This window comes from Peribacillus aracenensis, from assembly GCF_025175645.1.
GTDB classification, from domain to species: domain Bacteria; phylum Bacillota; class Bacilli; order Bacillales; family DSM-1321; genus Peribacillus; species Peribacillus aracenensis.
Map to the genome: position 1 here is coordinate 1 of NZ_JANZMJ010000022.1, position 17443 is coordinate 17443.

General features: G+C 39.5%; 17 protein-coding genes and 1 pseudogene. 2 read left to right on the top strand and 16 right to left on the bottom strand.

Features of this window, described 5'->3' with window-relative positions:
- Positions 1–205: 205 nt before the first annotated feature.
- Entirely contained in the window at positions 206–1381 is a 1176-nt protein-coding gene (locus N0M92_RS19485) for an MFS transporter (RefSeq protein WP_260287389.1), read from the bottom strand.
- Between the two features lie 374 nt (positions 1382–1755).
- On the opposite strand from N0M92_RS19485, the gene N0M92_RS19490 reads away from it, so the two are divergent.
- Together N0M92_RS19490 and N0M92_RS19495 are read left to right on the top strand one after the other, a co-directional pair.
- Positions 1756–2466, top strand: a complete 711-nt coding sequence (locus tag N0M92_RS19490) for a response regulator transcription factor (protein ID WP_260287390.1) — start codon at positions 1756–1758, stop codon at positions 2464–2466.
- Positions 2463–3863 (top strand): sensor histidine kinase, encoded by a 1401-nt coding sequence (locus N0M92_RS19495; RefSeq protein WP_260287391.1) that lies wholly within the window; start codon positions 2463–2465, stop codon positions 3861–3863. Before N0M92_RS19490 ends, N0M92_RS19495 begins: the two co-directional genes overlap by 4 nt.
- Before the next feature lie 58 nt (positions 3864–3921).
- Here N0M92_RS19495 and N0M92_RS19500 read toward each other — a convergent pair whose 3' ends face one another.
- The 15 genes and pseudogenes from N0M92_RS19500 to N0M92_RS19570 form a co-directional block, all read right to left on the bottom strand.
- On the bottom strand, positions 3922–4284 hold the full coding sequence (locus N0M92_RS19500; protein ID WP_260287392.1) for a YxeA family protein: 363 nt from the start codon (positions 4282–4284) through the stop codon (positions 3922–3924).
- Positions 4281–6200, bottom strand: a complete 1920-nt coding sequence (locus N0M92_RS19505) for an ABC transporter permease (protein ID WP_260287393.1) — start codon at positions 6198–6200, stop codon at positions 4281–4283. The genes N0M92_RS19500 and N0M92_RS19505 overlap by 4 nt, the downstream gene beginning before the upstream one ends.
- A complete protein-coding gene (locus N0M92_RS19510; RefSeq protein WP_260287394.1) occupies positions 6187–6954 on the bottom strand; it encodes an ABC transporter ATP-binding protein in 768 nt (255 codons plus the stop codon). The genes N0M92_RS19505 and N0M92_RS19510 overlap by 14 nt, the downstream gene beginning before the upstream one ends.
- Positions 6955–7133: 179 nt before the next feature.
- Entirely contained in the window at positions 7134–7424 is a 291-nt protein-coding gene (locus N0M92_RS19515; RefSeq protein WP_034305497.1) for a DUF3817 domain-containing protein, read from the bottom strand.
- A gap of 237 nt (positions 7425–7661) precedes the next feature.
- The gene (locus tag N0M92_RS19520; protein WP_260287395.1) at positions 7662–8357 is read right to left on the bottom strand and encodes an RraA family protein; all 696 of its coding nucleotides are present in this window, start codon (positions 8355–8357) and stop codon (positions 7662–7664) included.
- A 71-nt stretch (positions 8358–8428) separates the two neighbouring features.
- On the bottom strand, positions 8429–9727 hold the full coding sequence (locus tag N0M92_RS19525) for a CitMHS family transporter (RefSeq protein ID WP_260287396.1): 1299 nt from the start codon (positions 9725–9727) through the stop codon (positions 8429–8431).
- Positions 9728–9803: 76 nt separating this feature from the next.
- Positions 9804–10757, bottom strand: a complete 954-nt coding sequence (locus N0M92_RS19530) for a hydroxymethylglutaryl-CoA lyase (RefSeq protein WP_260287397.1) — start codon at positions 10755–10757, stop codon at positions 9804–9806.
- Position 10758: 1 nt separating this feature from the next.
- A complete protein-coding gene (locus tag N0M92_RS19535) occupies positions 10759–11967 on the bottom strand; it encodes a CaiB/BaiF CoA transferase family protein (protein ID WP_260287398.1) in 1209 nt (402 codons plus the stop codon).
- 270 nt (positions 11968–12237) lie between these two features.
- Positions 12238–12996, bottom strand: coding sequence for an IclR family transcriptional regulator (locus N0M92_RS19540; RefSeq protein ID WP_260287399.1), 759 nt, complete (start codon positions 12994–12996; stop codon positions 12238–12240).
- 121 nt (positions 12997–13117) lie between these two features.
- Positions 13118–14182: pseudogene (locus N0M92_RS19545) on the bottom strand (C45 family autoproteolytic acyltransferase/hydolase).
- Between the two features lie 241 nt (positions 14183–14423).
- The gene (locus N0M92_RS19550) at positions 14424–15134 is read right to left on the bottom strand and encodes a GntR family transcriptional regulator (protein WP_260287401.1); all 711 of its coding nucleotides are present in this window, start codon (positions 15132–15134) and stop codon (positions 14424–14426) included.
- A 120-nt stretch (positions 15135–15254) separates the two neighbouring features.
- Positions 15255–15521, bottom strand: coding sequence for a EutN/CcmL family microcompartment protein (locus N0M92_RS19555; RefSeq protein ID WP_260287402.1), 267 nt, complete (start codon positions 15519–15521; stop codon positions 15255–15257).
- A gap of 1 nt (position 15522) precedes the next feature.
- Positions 15523–16359: a hypothetical protein gene (locus N0M92_RS19560; RefSeq protein WP_311202578.1), complete on the bottom strand. Its 837-nt coding sequence runs from the start codon at positions 16357–16359 to the stop codon at positions 15523–15525.
- The gene (gene pduL, locus N0M92_RS19565) at positions 16356–17141 is read right to left on the bottom strand and encodes a phosphate propanoyltransferase (protein ID WP_260287403.1); all 786 of its coding nucleotides are present in this window, start codon (positions 17139–17141) and stop codon (positions 16356–16358) included. Before pduL ends, N0M92_RS19560 begins: the two co-directional genes overlap by 4 nt.
- Before the next feature lie 10 nt (positions 17142–17151).
- Positions 17152–17439 carry a BMC domain-containing protein gene (locus N0M92_RS19570; RefSeq protein WP_260287405.1) on the bottom strand — a complete coding sequence of 96 codons (288 nt, stop codon included), beginning with the start codon at positions 17437–17439 and terminating at the stop codon, positions 17152–17154.
- Between the last annotated feature and the right edge of the window lie 4 nt (positions 17440–17443).

Consider the following 17443-nt stretch of genomic DNA (forward strand, 5'->3'; position numbering starts at 1 on the left):
ATCTAGGTTCACCACGACCAGAATCAGCAATCGCAACAGCAATTGAATCTTTAGATACGTCTAAACCAACAAATTTTTGAACATCCTTCATAATATAGGCTCCTTTTCGTGTGTAGCTCTACACTTGTTTTTTTATTTTTGGTAGTAACATTATGACCAAGTGCAATCTACGTTAAGCGATGGGAGCCGTTTTCGTTCATTATGACTAATGAGATACTTGGACCTGCTCAGTCTGTTTCCGTGCATGGTATAACTGAAAAAGAAGGAAAGCAAAAATGGAAAGGATGGCGCCGGATATAAAAGGTAATTCAATCGAAATCGAAAATAACCAACCGCCTATCGGGGGACCCGCAATCCTGCCGAACGAGTCGAAGGAAGATAGCAGGCCAGTGACACTGCCATGGCCGGTCATGGAACTTTTGGTCAGCAGTGCCGAAATTGCCGGCCGGATGAACCCATTACCCAATCCGAATATAGTCAGGAAGATCGCCGATGTCCAAAAACCGGAAGAGAACAGGATGAGAATGAAACCAACTGCCGACAGGATGATTCCCATTCGGATAACCGCGCCTTCCCCATATTTCTTTGTCATCCTACCCACCAATCCACCTTGAACGATCGCACTGCCAAACCCCATGATCATAAAGATATAACCTAATTGTACAAGACTTATATCAGCCTTTTTGGCTGCAAAATAGGCAAAAGTCGTTTCGAGTCCTGCCATTGAAAGGGTGACGATCATTTGCAGAAAGAACATGGTTTTAAGTGGCCCTTTAAAAGCTTTCCACATGGACTCTTTATTTATTGACTGTTGGGCCCTCTTTTCAACCGTATGTGATTCCTTTAGTATCGCAATCACTAAGAATAAAGTAATCAAAGAGGATATTCCTGCAATGTAAAACGGTAAGTTCAAACTTGATTTGGAGAATACCCCGCCAATCGCAGGTCCGAAGATGAACCCAAGCCCTGTAGCGGCACCGATTATTCCCATCCCTTTTCCCCTATCTTCCGGCGTGGTAATATCAGCCACATACGCCATGGCGGTTGGCATGTTTGCCGATGACAATATCCCGCCAATGATTCTGGCTACAAATAATACCCATAAGGAATCTGCCGAGGCCATGATGAAAAACGAAAGGGCCAATCCTGCAATTCCGATAATCATGACAGGCTTCCTTCCTATCCGGTCAGATATACGTCCCCACATCGGGGCAAAAAATAATTGCATTAATGAATAAACAGCCATTAAAAGACCAAGCTCAGCAGGACTGCCACCAACCTTTTCGGCAAGGAACGGAATGACGGGAATGATGATCCCAAATCCGACCATGACTAAAAACATCACTAAAAAAAGAACGGGTAACACCTTTTTTGTTTCCATTATTTTTTCTCCTTTTATTCTTCCACATTCGCTGCATACTTATATATAAAGGTTTGGGTCAAAAGAACAGCAACGAATTCCTTAATCATATTACTTAGCATAATCTTCCTAACAATACTTTAAACAGTTTATCATACAACCTTTACCAAATCAGTATGAAGTACGCTCTTCTTTCCGAAACTGCCTTAACCAAATAAAGACACGCATCAGAATCCTGAAATTCACAGTGATTTTTCAGGTAATGGCACTTACGTTTTTTCCGCTTTGTTTCGTGAAAATAATGAATGAGTTCGTTAAATATCTTTCCTCCCCTTATTTTTTCTTTAAGGGTACTCTATACTGTAGGGTATGATTGATGTTTGGGAGGTAGCAGAATGTCGAATGATCAGTGGATTTTAATTATTGACGATGAAGAAGATTTGGCACGTCTCATGGAGACAGTTTTACATAAAGAAGGTATCCCGAATATTGTTACGGCGGGGACGATTGCGGATGGGTGGGCAAAGTTTCAGGAGTTCGATCCATCACTTGTCTTGCTTGATATTATGCTGCCTGATGGTGAAGGCTATGATTTATGCAAGCAAATTCGTGAAGTGTCGAATGTACCCATTTTATTTTTGTCGGCAAAGGATGAGGAAATTGATAAGCTTCTAGGGTTGGCGATTGGCGGGGATGATTATATTACCAAGCCATTCAGTCCGAAAGAAGTGGCATATCGAGTAAAGGCGCAGCTGAGGCGTGCGGGCTTTTCAGAGGAAAAGGCCGTTCCGAAAAAACGGCTAGTAGGTCCATTTGAGCTTAGTGCAAATGAAAATGAAGTGAAAAAGGATGGCAAAACACTTGAGCTCACAGCTAAAGAAATCGGACTGATGAGCTGTTTTATGCATCACCCGAATCAGATTTTGAGCAAGGAAACTTTATTTGAACATGTGTGGGGCGATGATTTCTTTGGCTCTGATAATACAGTAATGGTACATATTCGTCGTTTACGCGAAAAAATCGAGACTGACCCTTCAAAGCCTTCTTTTTTAATAACCGTTAAAGGGCTTGGTTATAAATTACAAACCAAGGGTGAAACAAAATGAAGTGGAAATTGACACGGCGCTTTTTAGGATCCGTTGTGACAATTGTTGTAATCGTAGGGATCGTAAATACCATTTTACTTTTATCCCTACTCTTTTATCGAGCCATGCATAATTTCGAAGCGGAAGAAGTTTCTGCTGAAAACTTTAGCAGAACATTTTCACAATATGTGGAACTAATAGATAACAAACCGATCGTAAACGAAGAAGGGCTGAAAAAACTGCGGAACAATAACGCCTGGATACAATTTTTGAATGATGAGGGTAAGCAAGTTGCAGCCTTTTATACACCTCAAAAATTGCAAACCGTATATTCTCCTATTGAAATCGTCCAAATGTATAAGTATAAGGAAATTGATGCAGAGACGACTGTTTTTGTCGGCGAAGCCCATAATTTCAGCTATTTTGTAGGAGTTAAGGAACAGAAAATTGGCCGCTATGTAATAACCTATGATTATGAAAAGGTTTTTAAGAACTTTAACTTCTTACTAGTAATATTTTTAATCGTGGATATCATCATTGCATTAGTCATTGGATTCTTATTTGGAAAAAAATTAACGAGTCCGCTGAACATATTAATAGAAGGAATTCAGCAGCTTCGGGAGCGGCGCTTTAAAAAAATGAGCATTCCAAAAGGCGTTTATGAAGATGTATTTCGCAATATGAATGAGCTATCGGTGAAGTTGGATCAGTATGAGAAAGAACGTGATCAACTCGACCAAATGCGTGAGGAATGGATTAGCAATGTCTCTCATGACATGAAGACACCACTTGCTTCCATCCATGGTTATACAGAATTGATGAAAGATAACGCCACTGCATTAACTCCACAGGAATTGTATGAATTTACATCCATTATTAATAGACAGTCCGTTTATATGAAAGATTTATTGGATGATCTGAATTTAACGATGCGTTTGCGCAACCAACGACTTCCTTTGCAATTTGAAGATGTTGATATCGTTGGGTTCATAAGAGAAAAGACGATCGAGCTTTTAAATGATTCACAATTTGGTGATCAACAGGTTGAGTTCGTGGCAAATGTGGACAAAGCAACACATAAAGTGGATAAAAAATTACTGAAACGGGCGATTTTTAACCTTATCTATAACGCACTCGTACATAACGAGGAAAATGTCGTTGTTAAAATACAAATTGATGATATTGGACCACAATCAGAACTGCATACCCAAATTACCATTGCCGATAATGGCCGCGGTATTCCCGCCAAAGATTTAGAACAGGTTTTTGAACGCTACTATCGAGGTACGAATACTGCAAGTACACATGGGACCGGTTTAGGAATGGCCATTGCAAGGGACATCATCCTGGCTCATAAAGGTAAAATAGATTTGACTAGCATTGAAAATAAAGGAACCACGATCACGATACTTTTATAAGTATTTTTCTTGCAGAGAAAGGGCTGTCCGCAACTTCAAGACAGCCCTTCTATCCTATTTATTTTGTTTGTGCCTTTTTTGGAATGTCTTCGAATTTCACTTCATCATATGACGAAACTTCATCACCATTTTTCACATACATCTTTAAGTAAGCATCTTTTCGAAGATTTTTTTGTGCCGTGAATTCAAGCGGAATCGTTTCACCATCTGCATTTTTGGCGTCAAGTTTATAAGAATAGTACGTCATCACCGAACCATCATCCAGTTTAGTTTCATGTTGTACCCCATCCTCTGTAATTTGCAAATAATAATTGTCCGCATTCATGCGGTTGAAGTCAATTTTAGTAAGCGCGACGACTCCTGCGGCTCCAAGTATAAACAAAATGCCAACTACCATAAGAAATTTCTTCACTTCGATCATCCTTCTATTTTATTATTTTGTATGATAATGCGATTGTAGGAAGCTGCCGTTAAGATATAATACATACCGTAAATAACCGTATAAGCGACCATCCAGATCATCACAGGTTTTGCTAGATTCATCGACAATAAGCCCGAGAAGGCTTTTAAAGCAACCGTACTGTGTAATAACCCCACTGCCAGTGGAACGAAAAAGATTACAAGCACTTGTGATGCAATGGATTTCCGCATTTCTTTTGCGTTAACGCCCAATTTATGAAGCATATTGTATTGTGTTTTATCTTCCTCTGCTTCCGTTAAAACTTTAAAGTAAATGATACTGCCTGTTGCTGCTAAAAAAACCAGACCAAGAAAACTTCCGATAAAGAGCAATGAGCCGACACTTTCGATGCTTGTTTGGAAATCTTGAGGGGCACTGGAAAATAGCGCTTCTTCTGGCACTTGTGTTGCAATTTTTTCCGATAAATCCGTGGAAGCTTGATCAACACCGATGACACGATATTTTAGCGCTTCCCCTTCTTTTTGCAATAATTTAAATTGCTCATTCGATACGACCACTGCAATGCCTGCTGTTCCGGCATTTAAAACGGTTTGTGTTTTAAAGCTTTGGAATGTGATTGCCGTGTTGTTTTCTGTCCTGATGGTCTTGTCCTTGTATTCAGGTGAGAATCTTTTGTCATATCCAATATCTAAAATGACTGCTTTTCCATTACTCACATGCAGTGCTTCCTTGCCTTGCACTTCTGCTAATTTGTTATATGTTCTTTCATCGATTATCGTGTAAATCCTTTTATCCGAGCTATCAAATGCCGATCCATTATTCAATTCTTTCGTATTAAATGTGACAGATAGTGCTTCGACATTTTCATCATACATTGTATTTGGCAATACAGCGCTGACTTGATGATCGCTTTTTGTATCCGTTTGCTGATACATGAAGGTATTCGGATCAACGGTCATAACTTGGTCATTCGCGTTATAATAAAGACCATAAACCGCACCGCCAGCGGTTACCGTTGTAGCACTTAACACCGCAATTACAGTCAATGTACGTGCATTCCCCCGTATGCGATATAGCAGTTGCGAAATCGTCATCAGATGCAGGCCTTTCCATAGCCATTTTTCATTTTTCTTAATCACGGCCAAAACAAAGCCCGTCACGCTATGAAACAATAAAAACGTACCGGCAATAACCGTTGTCAAAATAATGAGTGCCGTCATTAAAAAGCCGACCTTTTCCCATACTTTAGAAGTAAAAATATCTTGCATTGCCAACCAATAGCCCATGACAATCAGGAAAATTCCCAGAAAGGCTACAATCATCGATGGCTTCGGTGCAGCTTCCCCCTTTTTCGATGCATGGAAGAGATCAATTAGTTTAAATTGATAGATCAAACGATAGCCCTGGAATGATGTCACCAAGAAAATCATAAGAAATACGATAGAGGTGTTCAAAGCAGCAGATCCCGAAAATGTAAATGGTGCCATGACATCATAGCCCATTAAATAGATCAAAATCGTCATGAACCCTTTTGAACAAAGAAATCCAAGTAAAATCCCCACAACCAATGAAACCAAACCTAGCAATAGGTTTTCAAAGAAGAGCATAAAACCAATCTGACGATTACGTACGCCAAGCAATGCATATAATGCCACTTCTTTTTTACGCCTTTTCATAAAGAATGAATTGGAATAGGCAATAAAAATGGCAACGAAGAAAATCAGGATGACTGCCGCACCACTCATCAATGAATCTAATTTCTGTGATGAAGCCGTTTGTTCTGCAACTGTATCGCTATATTTTAATGTTACAAATGTGAAGTAGATGATAATGCTAAATACCATGGATGCAATATATATAAAATATTGGGAGAGGTTCCGGGCAATATTTTTCCTCGCCAGACTAAATAACGTCATCTACCTCACCTCCAATTGTTGCAAGGACATCCATAATTTCTTGGAAGAAAGCTTTACGTGATTGGCCACGACGATAAATTTCTGTAGAAAGCGTTCCATCTTTGATGAAAATGATCCGCCGGCAGAAGCTTGCGGCATATGCATCATGTGTCACCAACATGATGGTCGAATTATTTTTTTCATTTAGTTCACTTAAGCTTTCCAAAAGGCCTGTTGCTGATTTTGAATCAAGTGCACCTGTTGGCTCATCAGCCAGGATCAATGCAGGCTCTGTCACAAGCGCTCTTGCAGCAGCCGTTCTTTGCTTTTGCCCACCGGAGATTTGGTAAGGGTATTTAGCTAATAAAGCTTCAATCCCAAATACTTTAGCAATACGATTCACTAAGTTAGTAATTTCTTTCGCTGGAACTTTCGCAATAGCCAGTGGTAATAATATATTTTCCTTCACAGTCAATGAGTCGAGTAAATTGTAATCCTGGAAGATGAAACCAAGATTATCACGTCTGAAATCCGTTAAGTCTGTCCCTTTCATATCGTGAATGCTCGTGTCATTCATGAAAATTTTCCCTTCAGTCGGAGAATCAATGGTTGCCAACATATTGAGCAACGTCGATTTCCCCGCTCCAGAAGGTCCCATGATCCCTACAAACTCCCCTTCATGAATGTCAAAAGATATATTTTCCAACGCTGTGTAGGCAGCGCTTGATTTACCATATGTTTTTTTTATATTTTCCACTTTTAATAATGGTTCCATTTGTTTCACCTCTTCAATATTGTTGATACTTATACTTTACATGCTCATTCTTACAGCATCTTTGTCCCAACCTTACAGCAAGCTTAAATCCATAAAAAAAACGCCTTCCATTTAAATAGAAAGACGTTTTTTTATGGATTTTTCAAAAGTAAAAGTATTAGGGCATGGTTCTTTATCATTTAACTTTGCTTCAATAGCCTGCGGTCGATTACAAAATTCCCAAATGGGATGAATGAAACGATGAAAATCATCGCCATTTTTAAAAAGGACCATTTTGATATGATGCTCACATAAAGTAATAAGAGCCCAAACACGACAAATAAGAAACCATGGATGCTGCCTAAAATGAGTGTTGCTTCCCCAATATCCAATATGTACTTAATGGGCATGCCAATGGCAAGCAATAAAACATATGAGATTCCCTCAATTATTGTAATAAACCGAAACCATCCAATAGCTGTAGAAAACATTCGCACATCCCCTTATTTGTACAAGTACGGCAAATAAACAAACTTCAACTTCTTATCTCTAATCCAAAATCTGTTACTCTATCATAATATATTACTGTGACATCCACTAATAAATAGTACCAGTTTTTCCTGAAAATAGAACAACAAAAGAAGCCCAATCCTAGGAATGGGCCTAATTATTTCTATAGCCAATTACTGACTACCAAGTAGCTGATTTTAGTACCATGGCATCATACGTCACTTGTTGAAATTCCCTATTTCACTTTTCAACCAGCAAGGTTCAATATTCCCTTCTGTAACACCTTGTTTACGGTTACTTCCATATTCCGCTATTTCTTCGAGACGCTTTTGTTCATAAGCTAATTTTTTCTCCGCCCTGGAAAATACCTCTTCAATTTCAACCTTTGAAACAACAACTACACCATCCTCATCTCCTATGACTAAATCACCAGGATGAACAGTTACACCGCCACATGTGATCGTCGTATTAAGTTCTCCCGGTCGATCTTTACACGGCCCGTTTGGAGTGAATCCCTTTGCAAAAATCGGAAACCCCAATTCACAAAGTGCCTCTTTGTCACGAACAAAACCGTCAATGATAATCCCATCAAGTCCTACTGCGTGCGCAGCCCCAGCCATTAACTCTCCAAGGTAGGCATTTCCTTCGTGACCTTTCCCATCCGCAATTAACACATAGCCTTCACTTCCAGCATATATGGCTTGATGAAGGAGTAAATTATCCCCCGCAATCATATCAACCGTCATGGCTGTTGCCATCACTTTCATTCCGGATGACACAGGCTTTATCTTATAATCCATTACACGAGTATTAGATTCATACAAAGCGTCTGCTATAAGGGTCGTATTTAACTTTTTAGCTCTTTCAATGATGGACTTGGGTAATAACGGAGGCTTTGAAGTTAATCTATTCAATTGCTAACACCTCATTTTGTTATTTATTCATGAAAATGGATCGTTTCTTTCAATTCTGCAAACAATAATAACTAAATTGATAATGTGCCGAAAAGGATAGCTGTAATAATCATGACCAACGCTGATCCGACAGCGTATTTAAGTGAAAACCTAATATGCTCTCTAAACTCTATGCCGACAAGCCCAATCAATACATATACAGACCCGACCAATGGACTTAATAAATGTAATGGCTGCCCTAATAAAGAGGCCTGTGCAATCTCCAGTTTATCAATACCGAATCCCGAAGCAGTCTCAGCAATGATTGGAATAATACCGAAATAATAAGGATCATTTGCCATCACAAACGTAAATGGCATACTGGTCAATCCTACAATTACAGGCAATTGTGGACCTAGGAAGTCTGGTATAATATGCACTAAAGTTGAGGCCATGGCATCCACCATTTCAGTTCCCTCCAATATTCCTGCGAAAATACCCGCAGCAAAGATCAAGGAAGTGACAGTTAGAATGTTTCCTGCATGTGCTTCAACTCTTCTCTGTTGCTCTTTTAAATTCGGATAGTTTACAACTATGACTATGACAAATGCGATCATAAATAGAGCAGGTAATGGCAAAATTGCTTTAACTAGGGCAAAAACCAATAATAGTGTAAGAATGATGTTGAACCAGTACAATTTGGGTCTTTTTAATGATTGGTCCGTAATGTCCTCCATTGATACGGCTATTTCACCTTCTGTTTCTGTATAATGACCAAATACACCTAACCTTTTGCGTTCCCTAACACCAAAAAACACACCTAGCCCAATGACATATAATGCCCCAGCTATGATAGATGGGATAATTGGTCCCAGGAGTTCCATAGCGTCGAATCCAAAGATGGACATTACCCTTGCAGTTGGTCCCCCCCAAGGAAGTACATTCATGATTCCCATTGACATTGCTGGGAGACAAGCAAGTATTAACTTATTCATCCCTAACTTCTCGTATAATGGCAATAATGCTGTAACGACAATTAGATACGTGATCGTTCCATCCCCGTCCAATCCTACCAATAAAGACAATACTGCAGTAGTAACGGAAATCTTTAATGGATCCCCTTTTGATATCTTCACCATTCTTGTTACCAAAGGATCAAACATACCTGCATCTATTAATATTCCAAAATATAAAATGGCGAATATCACCATTATCGCGGTTGGTGCAATTGTTTCAATCCCACTCATCATCATAGGTCCTAAATCAGTGAATCCGCCTATCAGAGCAAAAATGACCGGAATGATAATCAGGGCATTAAGTGCACTCAATCGCTTACTCATAATTAAATACATAAAAACAACAATCATCATGAACCCTAATATGGATAACATATATACCCCCCCTTGTTTTGTATCCGTTTTCATTCATAATTACTTTAAAGGGATTCACTTGAATCCCCTTTAGCAATCAACCAAGCTTTTTTTGACCTTTTGGTTTAGAATGCAGCCTGTCGTTCGGCCCAGCCTTAAGAATAAAGCTTCCACCATCGTGCCCCATTGTACTTTTGATATTGCTGGCGACCTCGAGTAATGAGTCAAGATTAATGGCTGTCCGGATTCCCATTTCATGAAAGCCATGTACGATATCTTCTGTGGGAATATTTCCTGCAGCGTTAGGGGCATAAGGGCATCCTCCCAATCCAGTGGTGGAACTATCAAAATCAGTGACCCCTTGCTGCAAGGCTGCCACTGCATTGGCAAATGCCATTCCTCTTGTATTGTGTAAATGTAAAGTGAACTTGAAACTAGGGAATAATCCTCTAATGATACTTAACATTTCGGATACTTGCTTTGGGTTTCCCATTCCAGCCGTATCTGCCAAAGAAACTTCGTTAACCCCCATATCTTTGTATCCTTCAAGAATGGATACTATCTTTTCCAGAGGTACCTTACCTTCATATGGACAGCCAAATGCTACCGCAATTGAACCTCCTACTTCTACACCATTTTTTCCAGCCAGTTCTACAATCGGCAGGTGATCCATTTGTGCTTCTTCAACCATACAGTTGGAATTGGATAGGCTATGTGAATCCGTGGCAGATAATAATATCTTTATTTTTTTCATTCCTGCATTAATAGCTCGTTCCGCCCCGCGCAAGTTGGGAACCAGCGCTCGGAACTTCACTCCATCTAAGTCCTGAACCCGCTTTACCACCTCTTCAGCATCTTTTAATTGAGGTATTGCTCGAGGATGCACAAAAGATGTAACTTCAATATGTTTGATTCCTGTATTTGCCAGAGCACGGATAATGCGAATCTTTTCTTCTGTCGGTATCCATTTGTCTTCCATTTGAAAACCATCTCGCGGGAGAACTTCCCATATATTCACTTCATCAGGTACGATCATTTGTTCATTTTTCATGTTAGATGACCCCTTTAGCTTTTAGATTCGTTAATTCCTCTTCAGATAAACCAAGTTCTTTACTGAACACTTGTTTGTTATGCTCTCCCAGCTCCGGTGCACGATGACGGATACGCCCCGGTGTTTCTGAAAACTTAGGTACAATGCCGGGGACTTTAATTGTTCCTAACCGAGGATGATCAACTTCCAAAATATTTTCCCTTGCTTGATATTGAGGATCTTCAAAGATGTCCTTGATGCTTAATATTGGTGAAATGGGAACACCAAACTCATCCATTTTACTCAAAAGCTCTTGTTTATTTAATGATTTCATAAAGGTCATAACAAGTTCTTGAAGGAAGCTATCGTTATTCATTCGTTTTTTATTCGTTATATAATCAGGGTTTTCTATCAAATCCGACCGTCCCATAGCTTGAGCCAGACGTTCCCATGTTTTTTGTGTACTGCATACCATAACAACCCAATGTCCGTCTTTAGTTTGGTAAGTACCTGAAGGACTTGAATGACCATGAAGCATAGGTGCTCTCTCACGTACTTTACCGAGCTGGTCATGCTCAGCAATTAAGAAATCCATCATCCTGAACATTCCTTCATATAGTCCCATCTCAACGATTTGACCTTTTTCAGCTTTAGAAGTTTCGCGATGAAGGAGAGCGCTTACAGTTCCAAAGGCAATATAAATGCCAGATATATAATCAAGTAATGAAAATGAAGGACTTACTGGGTGGCGGTCCTGGAATCCCTGTAAATAGGTATATCCCGAAAAGGCGGTACTAGGCGTCCCAAACCCTGCCTTTTCTGCATATGGTCCCGTTTGCCCGTAACCCGATTGCCTAGTCATAATGAGACGGGGATTCACTTCTTTCAGCTCTTCATAGCCCAGTCCCCATTTCTCCATTGTTCCTGGCCTGAAATTTTCTATCAGTACATCTGCAGTGCCAATTAATTTTTTAAATAACTCCCTCCCCTCAATAGTGCGAATGTCCAAAGTTATAGACTGCTTATTACGTGCAAGACCTGGCCACCTCAATGGTTCAGAACCCTTCCACGGTCCAAGGCCCCTTAAAGGATCCCCTTTATCCGGAAGTTCCACTTTTAACACTTCGGCTCCCAAATCCGCTAATAAGGTAGCTGCAAACGGAGCAGCAATCACAGTCGATGCATCGATAACACGAATTCCAGTCAAAGGTCCATTTGTTGGATTATCCATAATTAATACTTCCTCCTCGAAGTTATGAGTCTGGTAATTTTGTTAAACAAAATGTGAATAAGAACTTTTACATAAGTCTACATTTTATTAAGTTTCATCTAGTGGAACAATTAATTTCATTAAACGGAACTTCATGAATGAATTATAACAAAGCCACTTTTATCTGTCACGATAAAAATTAAAAAATTCTGTCTTTTAATTATTAAAATAAAAAACAGCGCCCAGTAAAAAAGGCGCTGTCCATACAACTTGTCCACAATGTGGCTATTCTTATTGGTCATTAAAACATTCCGAAATCTTTAAAGCATTCATCTTCACTTCATTTTTTATTGAATCGATTACAGCTTGCGTAAATCTTGTACTTGGCCCAGATACGCATAGACAAAAATTCACTTCTTGATCCTTCCCAAAAATAGGTGATGCAACTGAATTAACTCCGGCTCCTCTTTCGTCTAAACTCATAGCAATAGATTCCTTTTGAATAATTGGCAATTCGCCTGATAGACTGATTCGTAATGCTTCGGAATCTAAGTTTTTTAGAATTGATTCAACAAACGCCGGAGACTGAAAAGCCAATAATGCCTTCCCACCTGAACCTTTCTCCAATGGAAGTGACTCTCCGATACTTACTACATGACGGATTGATTGATTACTGCCGTATCGTGCAATACACCTTCGTTCCTTATTTTCAAGCATATATAAACTTACTGATTCTCCAATTTCATTTCTTAGCTTCTTCATGAATGGTTTTGCAAGTTCCGTTATTTCAAATGAAATGGTATTTTCCGCAATACGACCAAACTGATACATTTTATAGCCAAACTGATATTTTGAATTGGAGAATTTTTTTTGCAGAAGACCATTTTGTACTAGTGTATCCAATAGTCTGGAAGTTGTTGATTTCGCCAAATCTATCTTATTCGAGATTTCCGTAAGGGATAATTCTGGCTCTTCCAAAGTAAAGCAGTTCATTATATTAATTGACCGTTGAACTGTTCTTGACCCTTTTAAGCTTTCATTTTCATCCATTAAATGTCCCCTCTTTTACAATTATTCACCAACTGATTCTTGGCCATTTAAATGTGCTTCACTTATATTATGAATGTTAATTCCAGCATCATTTACCCAACGAGGACTTTCCATAATACGCTCAATCCCGAAACCAATTCGCTCCCTCATCCATATGCACGAAGGGAATATCCGTATCAACCACACCTCTGATTCGTTCTAGCTCAACATTTTCCCCTTCAAGCCATTTCGCAAAATCTATTGAAGTCGGCTCCTGGTTCCCTCCCAAGGCAATCCAAGCTTTCATCTCCTTAGGTAAATAAGCGGAAGTATGAATCGTTCCCGCCCAGCTGCTATATAAATCCGAGAAGACACCTTGATTGGTATCATTAAACAACCTGAAAGCATCGTAGGCAGATGAAAGTCTCCCTTCATGATCTTGGATGATCTCCAATCGGCGTTTCGAATCGATAAGATGGTTACGATTTTCATGTTTCATGATTTCAAAGTGATTGGTACAGGCATTTGACCTGCGCACCTCTACATTTCTCGGAGAGGTTTCAACGATATAGGTACTTCCGCTTTTATCATAGACGACGTAAGTGAAGGAATGACGATGCGGGATTTCCTTCAACATCGCGACCGCTTCCTGTACGTTTGCACAAGATTCAACAATCAATCTGCCAATCATGCAGCAAATGAAACCATCACCAGGGTTCTTGCGATTCATGAAATTATAGCCTATCACCAAACCTTTTTCATTCATTCCATCCATCCGGCCAGTCCCTCGCTGACTCGGGCCGATGCTTGCATACCCTTGATCGGTTGGCTGGAATAAAACATAGCGTCCTTCATATGTCTTTGGGTGGTAATCATAATTGCGAATGAGATAATCATCGCCAGTCATGATGGAGCAGCCCGACCGAACATAATCCAATCGGTATCCACCGAACTCTTGCAGCACGCGGTCAAATGGCCATTTCAACGATTCCTGCAACCCCAGTAATTCTTCCCAAACTCCAGGGGCGAATTGTGTAATTGCTTTCTTGACCTCTTCTTCCTCAACCGTAAACCGCGGCTGCCTGATTTTCCACTGATCTTCACGATTTTATACCGTTAGTGAATCTTTTAATTCCTCCCCTTGCATGTATCCAAACTCATAATGTGTACCCCGAAATTGTATGACATCACTATATATTTGCTTCACGGCTTATCCCTCATTTACAGTAGTTGCTATTCAAATTAAGGATACTTGAAGTATTGTTGAAAATAAAGAAGATAAACCTTAAATTTCATGAAACATCTCCCCTAAGACCGGCTCATATTTTGTGCCTGGTATATCCAAAAGACTAGAAATTTTATCAATTACGATGATAACAGCATTAATTGACTCACGAATGAAAACTTGATATCCAGGGGGCAAAAAATGGGGATTGGTACATATAAGATTAGTTGTTTTTTCGGTTCAGCTTCATAGCAAATGAGTGCATATCCGATCGGAATAAACCTTTATAGTATTCGACCAAATTACCCTTGGAATCAAAAATCATTCGTTCTGTAATCAACACGCACATCGTTTCGTTCAAACCTAAATGTTCCGCATCTTCTTTAGATGGAAAGCCGCATGTAATAATTTGTTCCGCTTCATTAAAGTTAATGTTTAGATTCCCTTCGAGCGCATCATACAATACAGTTTTACTTAAATTGAATTTCGTCAATTCTTTTCCTAGTTCCAAAGAATAATAATGCTTTTCGATCGCTATGGGGACATCCCCCTGTAACCGCAGCCTTTTAATATGGTAAGATTCATCTTCAAAACCATTTGCCTCTGCAATATTTTCAGGGGTCAATACACGGCCATGATCAAGTAATTTAATCTTCATGCTTTTAGTGGTTTCCGTGAAATTTATCATCTGAAGCCATTCCTGTACAGGTTTTAGGGATACGAACGTTCCCTTGCCATGCCTTTTTTCCAATATCCCTCCACGAACCAGGATGGAAACAGCTTCCCGTACAGTGCTCCTGCTGACAGAATACATGTCCATGAGTTCCCTTTCACTTGGGATTTTATCCTTATAATAACCTTCTAAAATCTGATCTTCCAAAATGGTTTTTAATTGAGCGTGTAATGGGATTGGATTTTCAAAGTCTAACTCCATAAAGTTCCCTCCAAACAGACGATCTTTTAGTGAACAAAAAGCTCCCTTCATCGTTTGACAAAGGAAGCTTTATTCTATTTCCTAAAGTATTAGAAGTAACTGGATTGAAACATGACTTGACTACTTAACTTCAAAAGAGTCAACTATGCCAATAATCGCTGCATCGATTGGAGAATTTTTTTCATTCGTCAACTTTTGTGCAGGTAAGCCTTGTGTGATAATAACCGTTTCACCGACACCTGCTCCAATTCGATCCATGGCAATAACAATATTCCCCACTGATTCTTTCAACGAATTTAACGGCTGAACAATCAATAATTTAACATGTTCCATTCCTTTTTCTTTTTGAGTTGTCCAAACACTTCCTATAACTTTTCCTAAAAGCATCTTATACATCCTTTTTAACAAACAGGACATTTAGTTTATTAGCTTTAATCAAATCCTTTGCCAAAGGAGAAATGATGGTCCCCTTCTGAAGGTAAATGGTATCATTCGGGCTATAGGACTTTGATTCAAACCAGTCAGACGTAAGTAACTTTTTGGTGTAGGAAAAATGATCACCTTTAGAATGATTTTCTTCCAATGGCTCTTGTTTATTTTGGCCATTCACTTCTAGCTCTTTACAAAGTTTATCAATGATTACATCAGCTAAATCCTTTTGCGGTGAAAACGTTATGCCAAGCTCCGTCATTTGCTTCATATACTCTTCAAACCGTTTACGATATGGAGCTGGTAAAGAGATGGCTTTTAAACAACTACGATCCGATCGTTTAATCCCTGGTACATCTTCGCCGACTAATATGAATTTTTGCAACAGGCTCGCCGAGAAAATGATTTCTGACTTAATTGATCCTTTTAATCCAGTAGCAACCCTTGCCGCATTATCCAAATCAATTTCAGGAATAATGATCCCATCATACCCTTTTGGAAGCTCCATTGCCGATGGAGCGTATTCATCAGCGGCAATCACTTTCGTTGCCCCGCTCGATTCAACCTGTTGCATGCCTATCCAAGATGATGTTTCACCATCTAAAAATAAAGTATCAAAAGCTATATTTGCATTTTTCAATTTAATAAACTGATCTGTAAATGGCTCATGTGCTGAGCTATCACAAAAGACAAATAAAACTTTTCCGTTATTTTCTTTTTCCTTCTGCACTTGAATGGATTGTAAAACTTCCCGTACAACCGATTCTACCATTGAACGAATTTCGATTCTCCTCACCTCCCTTTTTGCGACAGGAATTCCCCATTCTTCCCAACAACTTTTAAATAATCACCTGTTTTCAAGCCTGCTGCATTTCCTTCATCTAGATCAACGTGGAAATCCAGTTTGTATCTCGGAGCTACTCGAACGATAACATCCAAGAAAATTATAGAGCGCTCGCCTATTGATTGAAGAAGTAAACCATCTCCATGCTTAACGTCAAAATGTTGAGCATTCTCAGGTGACATATGCACATGACTCTTTGCTATAATCACTCCTTTATGGAGAGCTACACAGCCTTTTGGTCCAATTAGCGTCAAGCCTGGCGTATCATCGATTGAACCTGATAACCGTATGGGCGGATGGATCCCCAATTGAAATCCATCCGTTTTAGATATTTCTACTTGAGTATCTTCCCTTACCGGACCAAGGATTCGGACATTTTGGATCATCCCTTTTGGCCCCAGTAAAGTGACTTGTTCCTTTGCAGCAAATTGTCCTGGTTGTGACAATTCTCGTATAGGAGTTAGTTCATAATTATTCCCAAACAGTATTTCGACATCGTGTGATGATAAATGAATATGCCTATTTGAAACACCCACAGGAATCATTAAATTATGCATTTCCTCTTCATTTGACGACAAGGAATGTTTAATAGGGTCCCGATTTCCAATGACAACTTTTCTGTCTCTTAAGAAATCAGCCGCCGCAGGAGTTAGTCTATCGTCCCCAATAGGATATGGATTTGGAATCCCGGTTTTCAACATCCGTCTTAATTTGGATTCCGTTATAATTGCCATAAGTTATTGTTTATCCTTCCAACTTCGGAAGAATAAGTTCAATATCTGAATGAGGACGTGGAATGACATGAACGGAAATCAATTCTCCTATATTTTCAGCCGCTGCGGCTCCTGCGTCTACAGATGCTTTAACCGCTCCAACATCCCCCCGCACCATGACTGTTACTAGGCCTCCACCAGCATGTACTTTACCAATTAGTTTTACATTTGCAGCTTTTGACATGGCATCAGCGGCCTCTATTGCACCTACTAACCCTTTTGTTTCGATCATTCCTAATGCTCCCATTTCTACACTCATTGTT

Bases quoted from the DNA above. Each gene is read 5' to 3' on its own strand.
- N0M92_RS19485 (WP_260287389.1), bottom strand. From the start codon at position 1,381: ATGGAAACAAAAAAGGTGTTACCCGTTCTTTTTTTAGTGATGTTTTTA.
- N0M92_RS19490 (WP_260287390.1), top strand. From the start codon at position 1,756: ATGTCGAATGATCAGTGGATTTTAATTATTGACGATGAAGAAGATTTG.
- N0M92_RS19495 (WP_260287391.1), top strand. From the start codon at position 2,463: ATGAAGTGGAAATTGACACGGCGCTTTTTAGGATCCGTTGTGACAATT.
- N0M92_RS19500 (WP_260287392.1), bottom strand. From the start codon at position 4,284: ATGATCGAAGTGAAGAAATTTCTTATGGTAGTTGGCATTTTGTTTATA.
- N0M92_RS19505 (WP_260287393.1), bottom strand. From the start codon at position 6,200: ATGACGTTATTTAGTCTGGCGAGGAAAAATATTGCCCGGAACCTCTCC.
- N0M92_RS19510 (WP_260287394.1), bottom strand. From the start codon at position 6,954: ATGGAACCATTATTAAAAGTGGAAAATATAAAAAAAACATATGGTAAA.
- N0M92_RS19515 (WP_034305497.1), bottom strand. From the start codon at position 7,424: ATGTTTTCTACAGCTATTGGATGGTTTCGGTTTATTACAATAATTGAG.
- N0M92_RS19525 (WP_260287396.1), bottom strand. From the start codon at position 9,727: ATGTTATCCATATTAGGGTTCATGATGATTGTTGTTTTTATGTATTTA.
- N0M92_RS19530 (WP_260287397.1), bottom strand. From the start codon at position 10,757: ATGAAAAATGAACAAATGATCGTACCTGATGAAGTGAATATATGGGAA.
- N0M92_RS19535 (WP_260287398.1), bottom strand. From the start codon at position 11,967: ATGGATAATCCAACAAATGGACCTTTGACTGGAATTCGTGTTATCGAT.
- N0M92_RS19540 (WP_260287399.1), bottom strand. From the start codon at position 12,996: ATGGATGAAAATGAAAGCTTAAAAGGGTCAAGAACAGTTCAACGGTCA.
- N0M92_RS19550 (WP_260287401.1), bottom strand. From the start codon at position 15,134: ATGGAGTTAGACTTTGAAAATCCAATCCCATTACACGCTCAATTAAAA.
- N0M92_RS19555 (WP_260287402.1), bottom strand. From the start codon at position 15,521: ATGCTTTTAGGAAAAGTTATAGGAAGTGTTTGGACAACTCAAAAAGAA.
- pduL (WP_260287403.1), bottom strand. From the start codon at position 17,141: ATGGCAATTATAACGGAATCCAAATTAAGACGGATGTTGAAAACCGGG.
- N0M92_RS19570 (WP_260287405.1), bottom strand. From the start codon at position 17,439: ATGAGTGTAGAAATGGGAGCATTAGGAATGATCGAAACAAAAGGGTTA.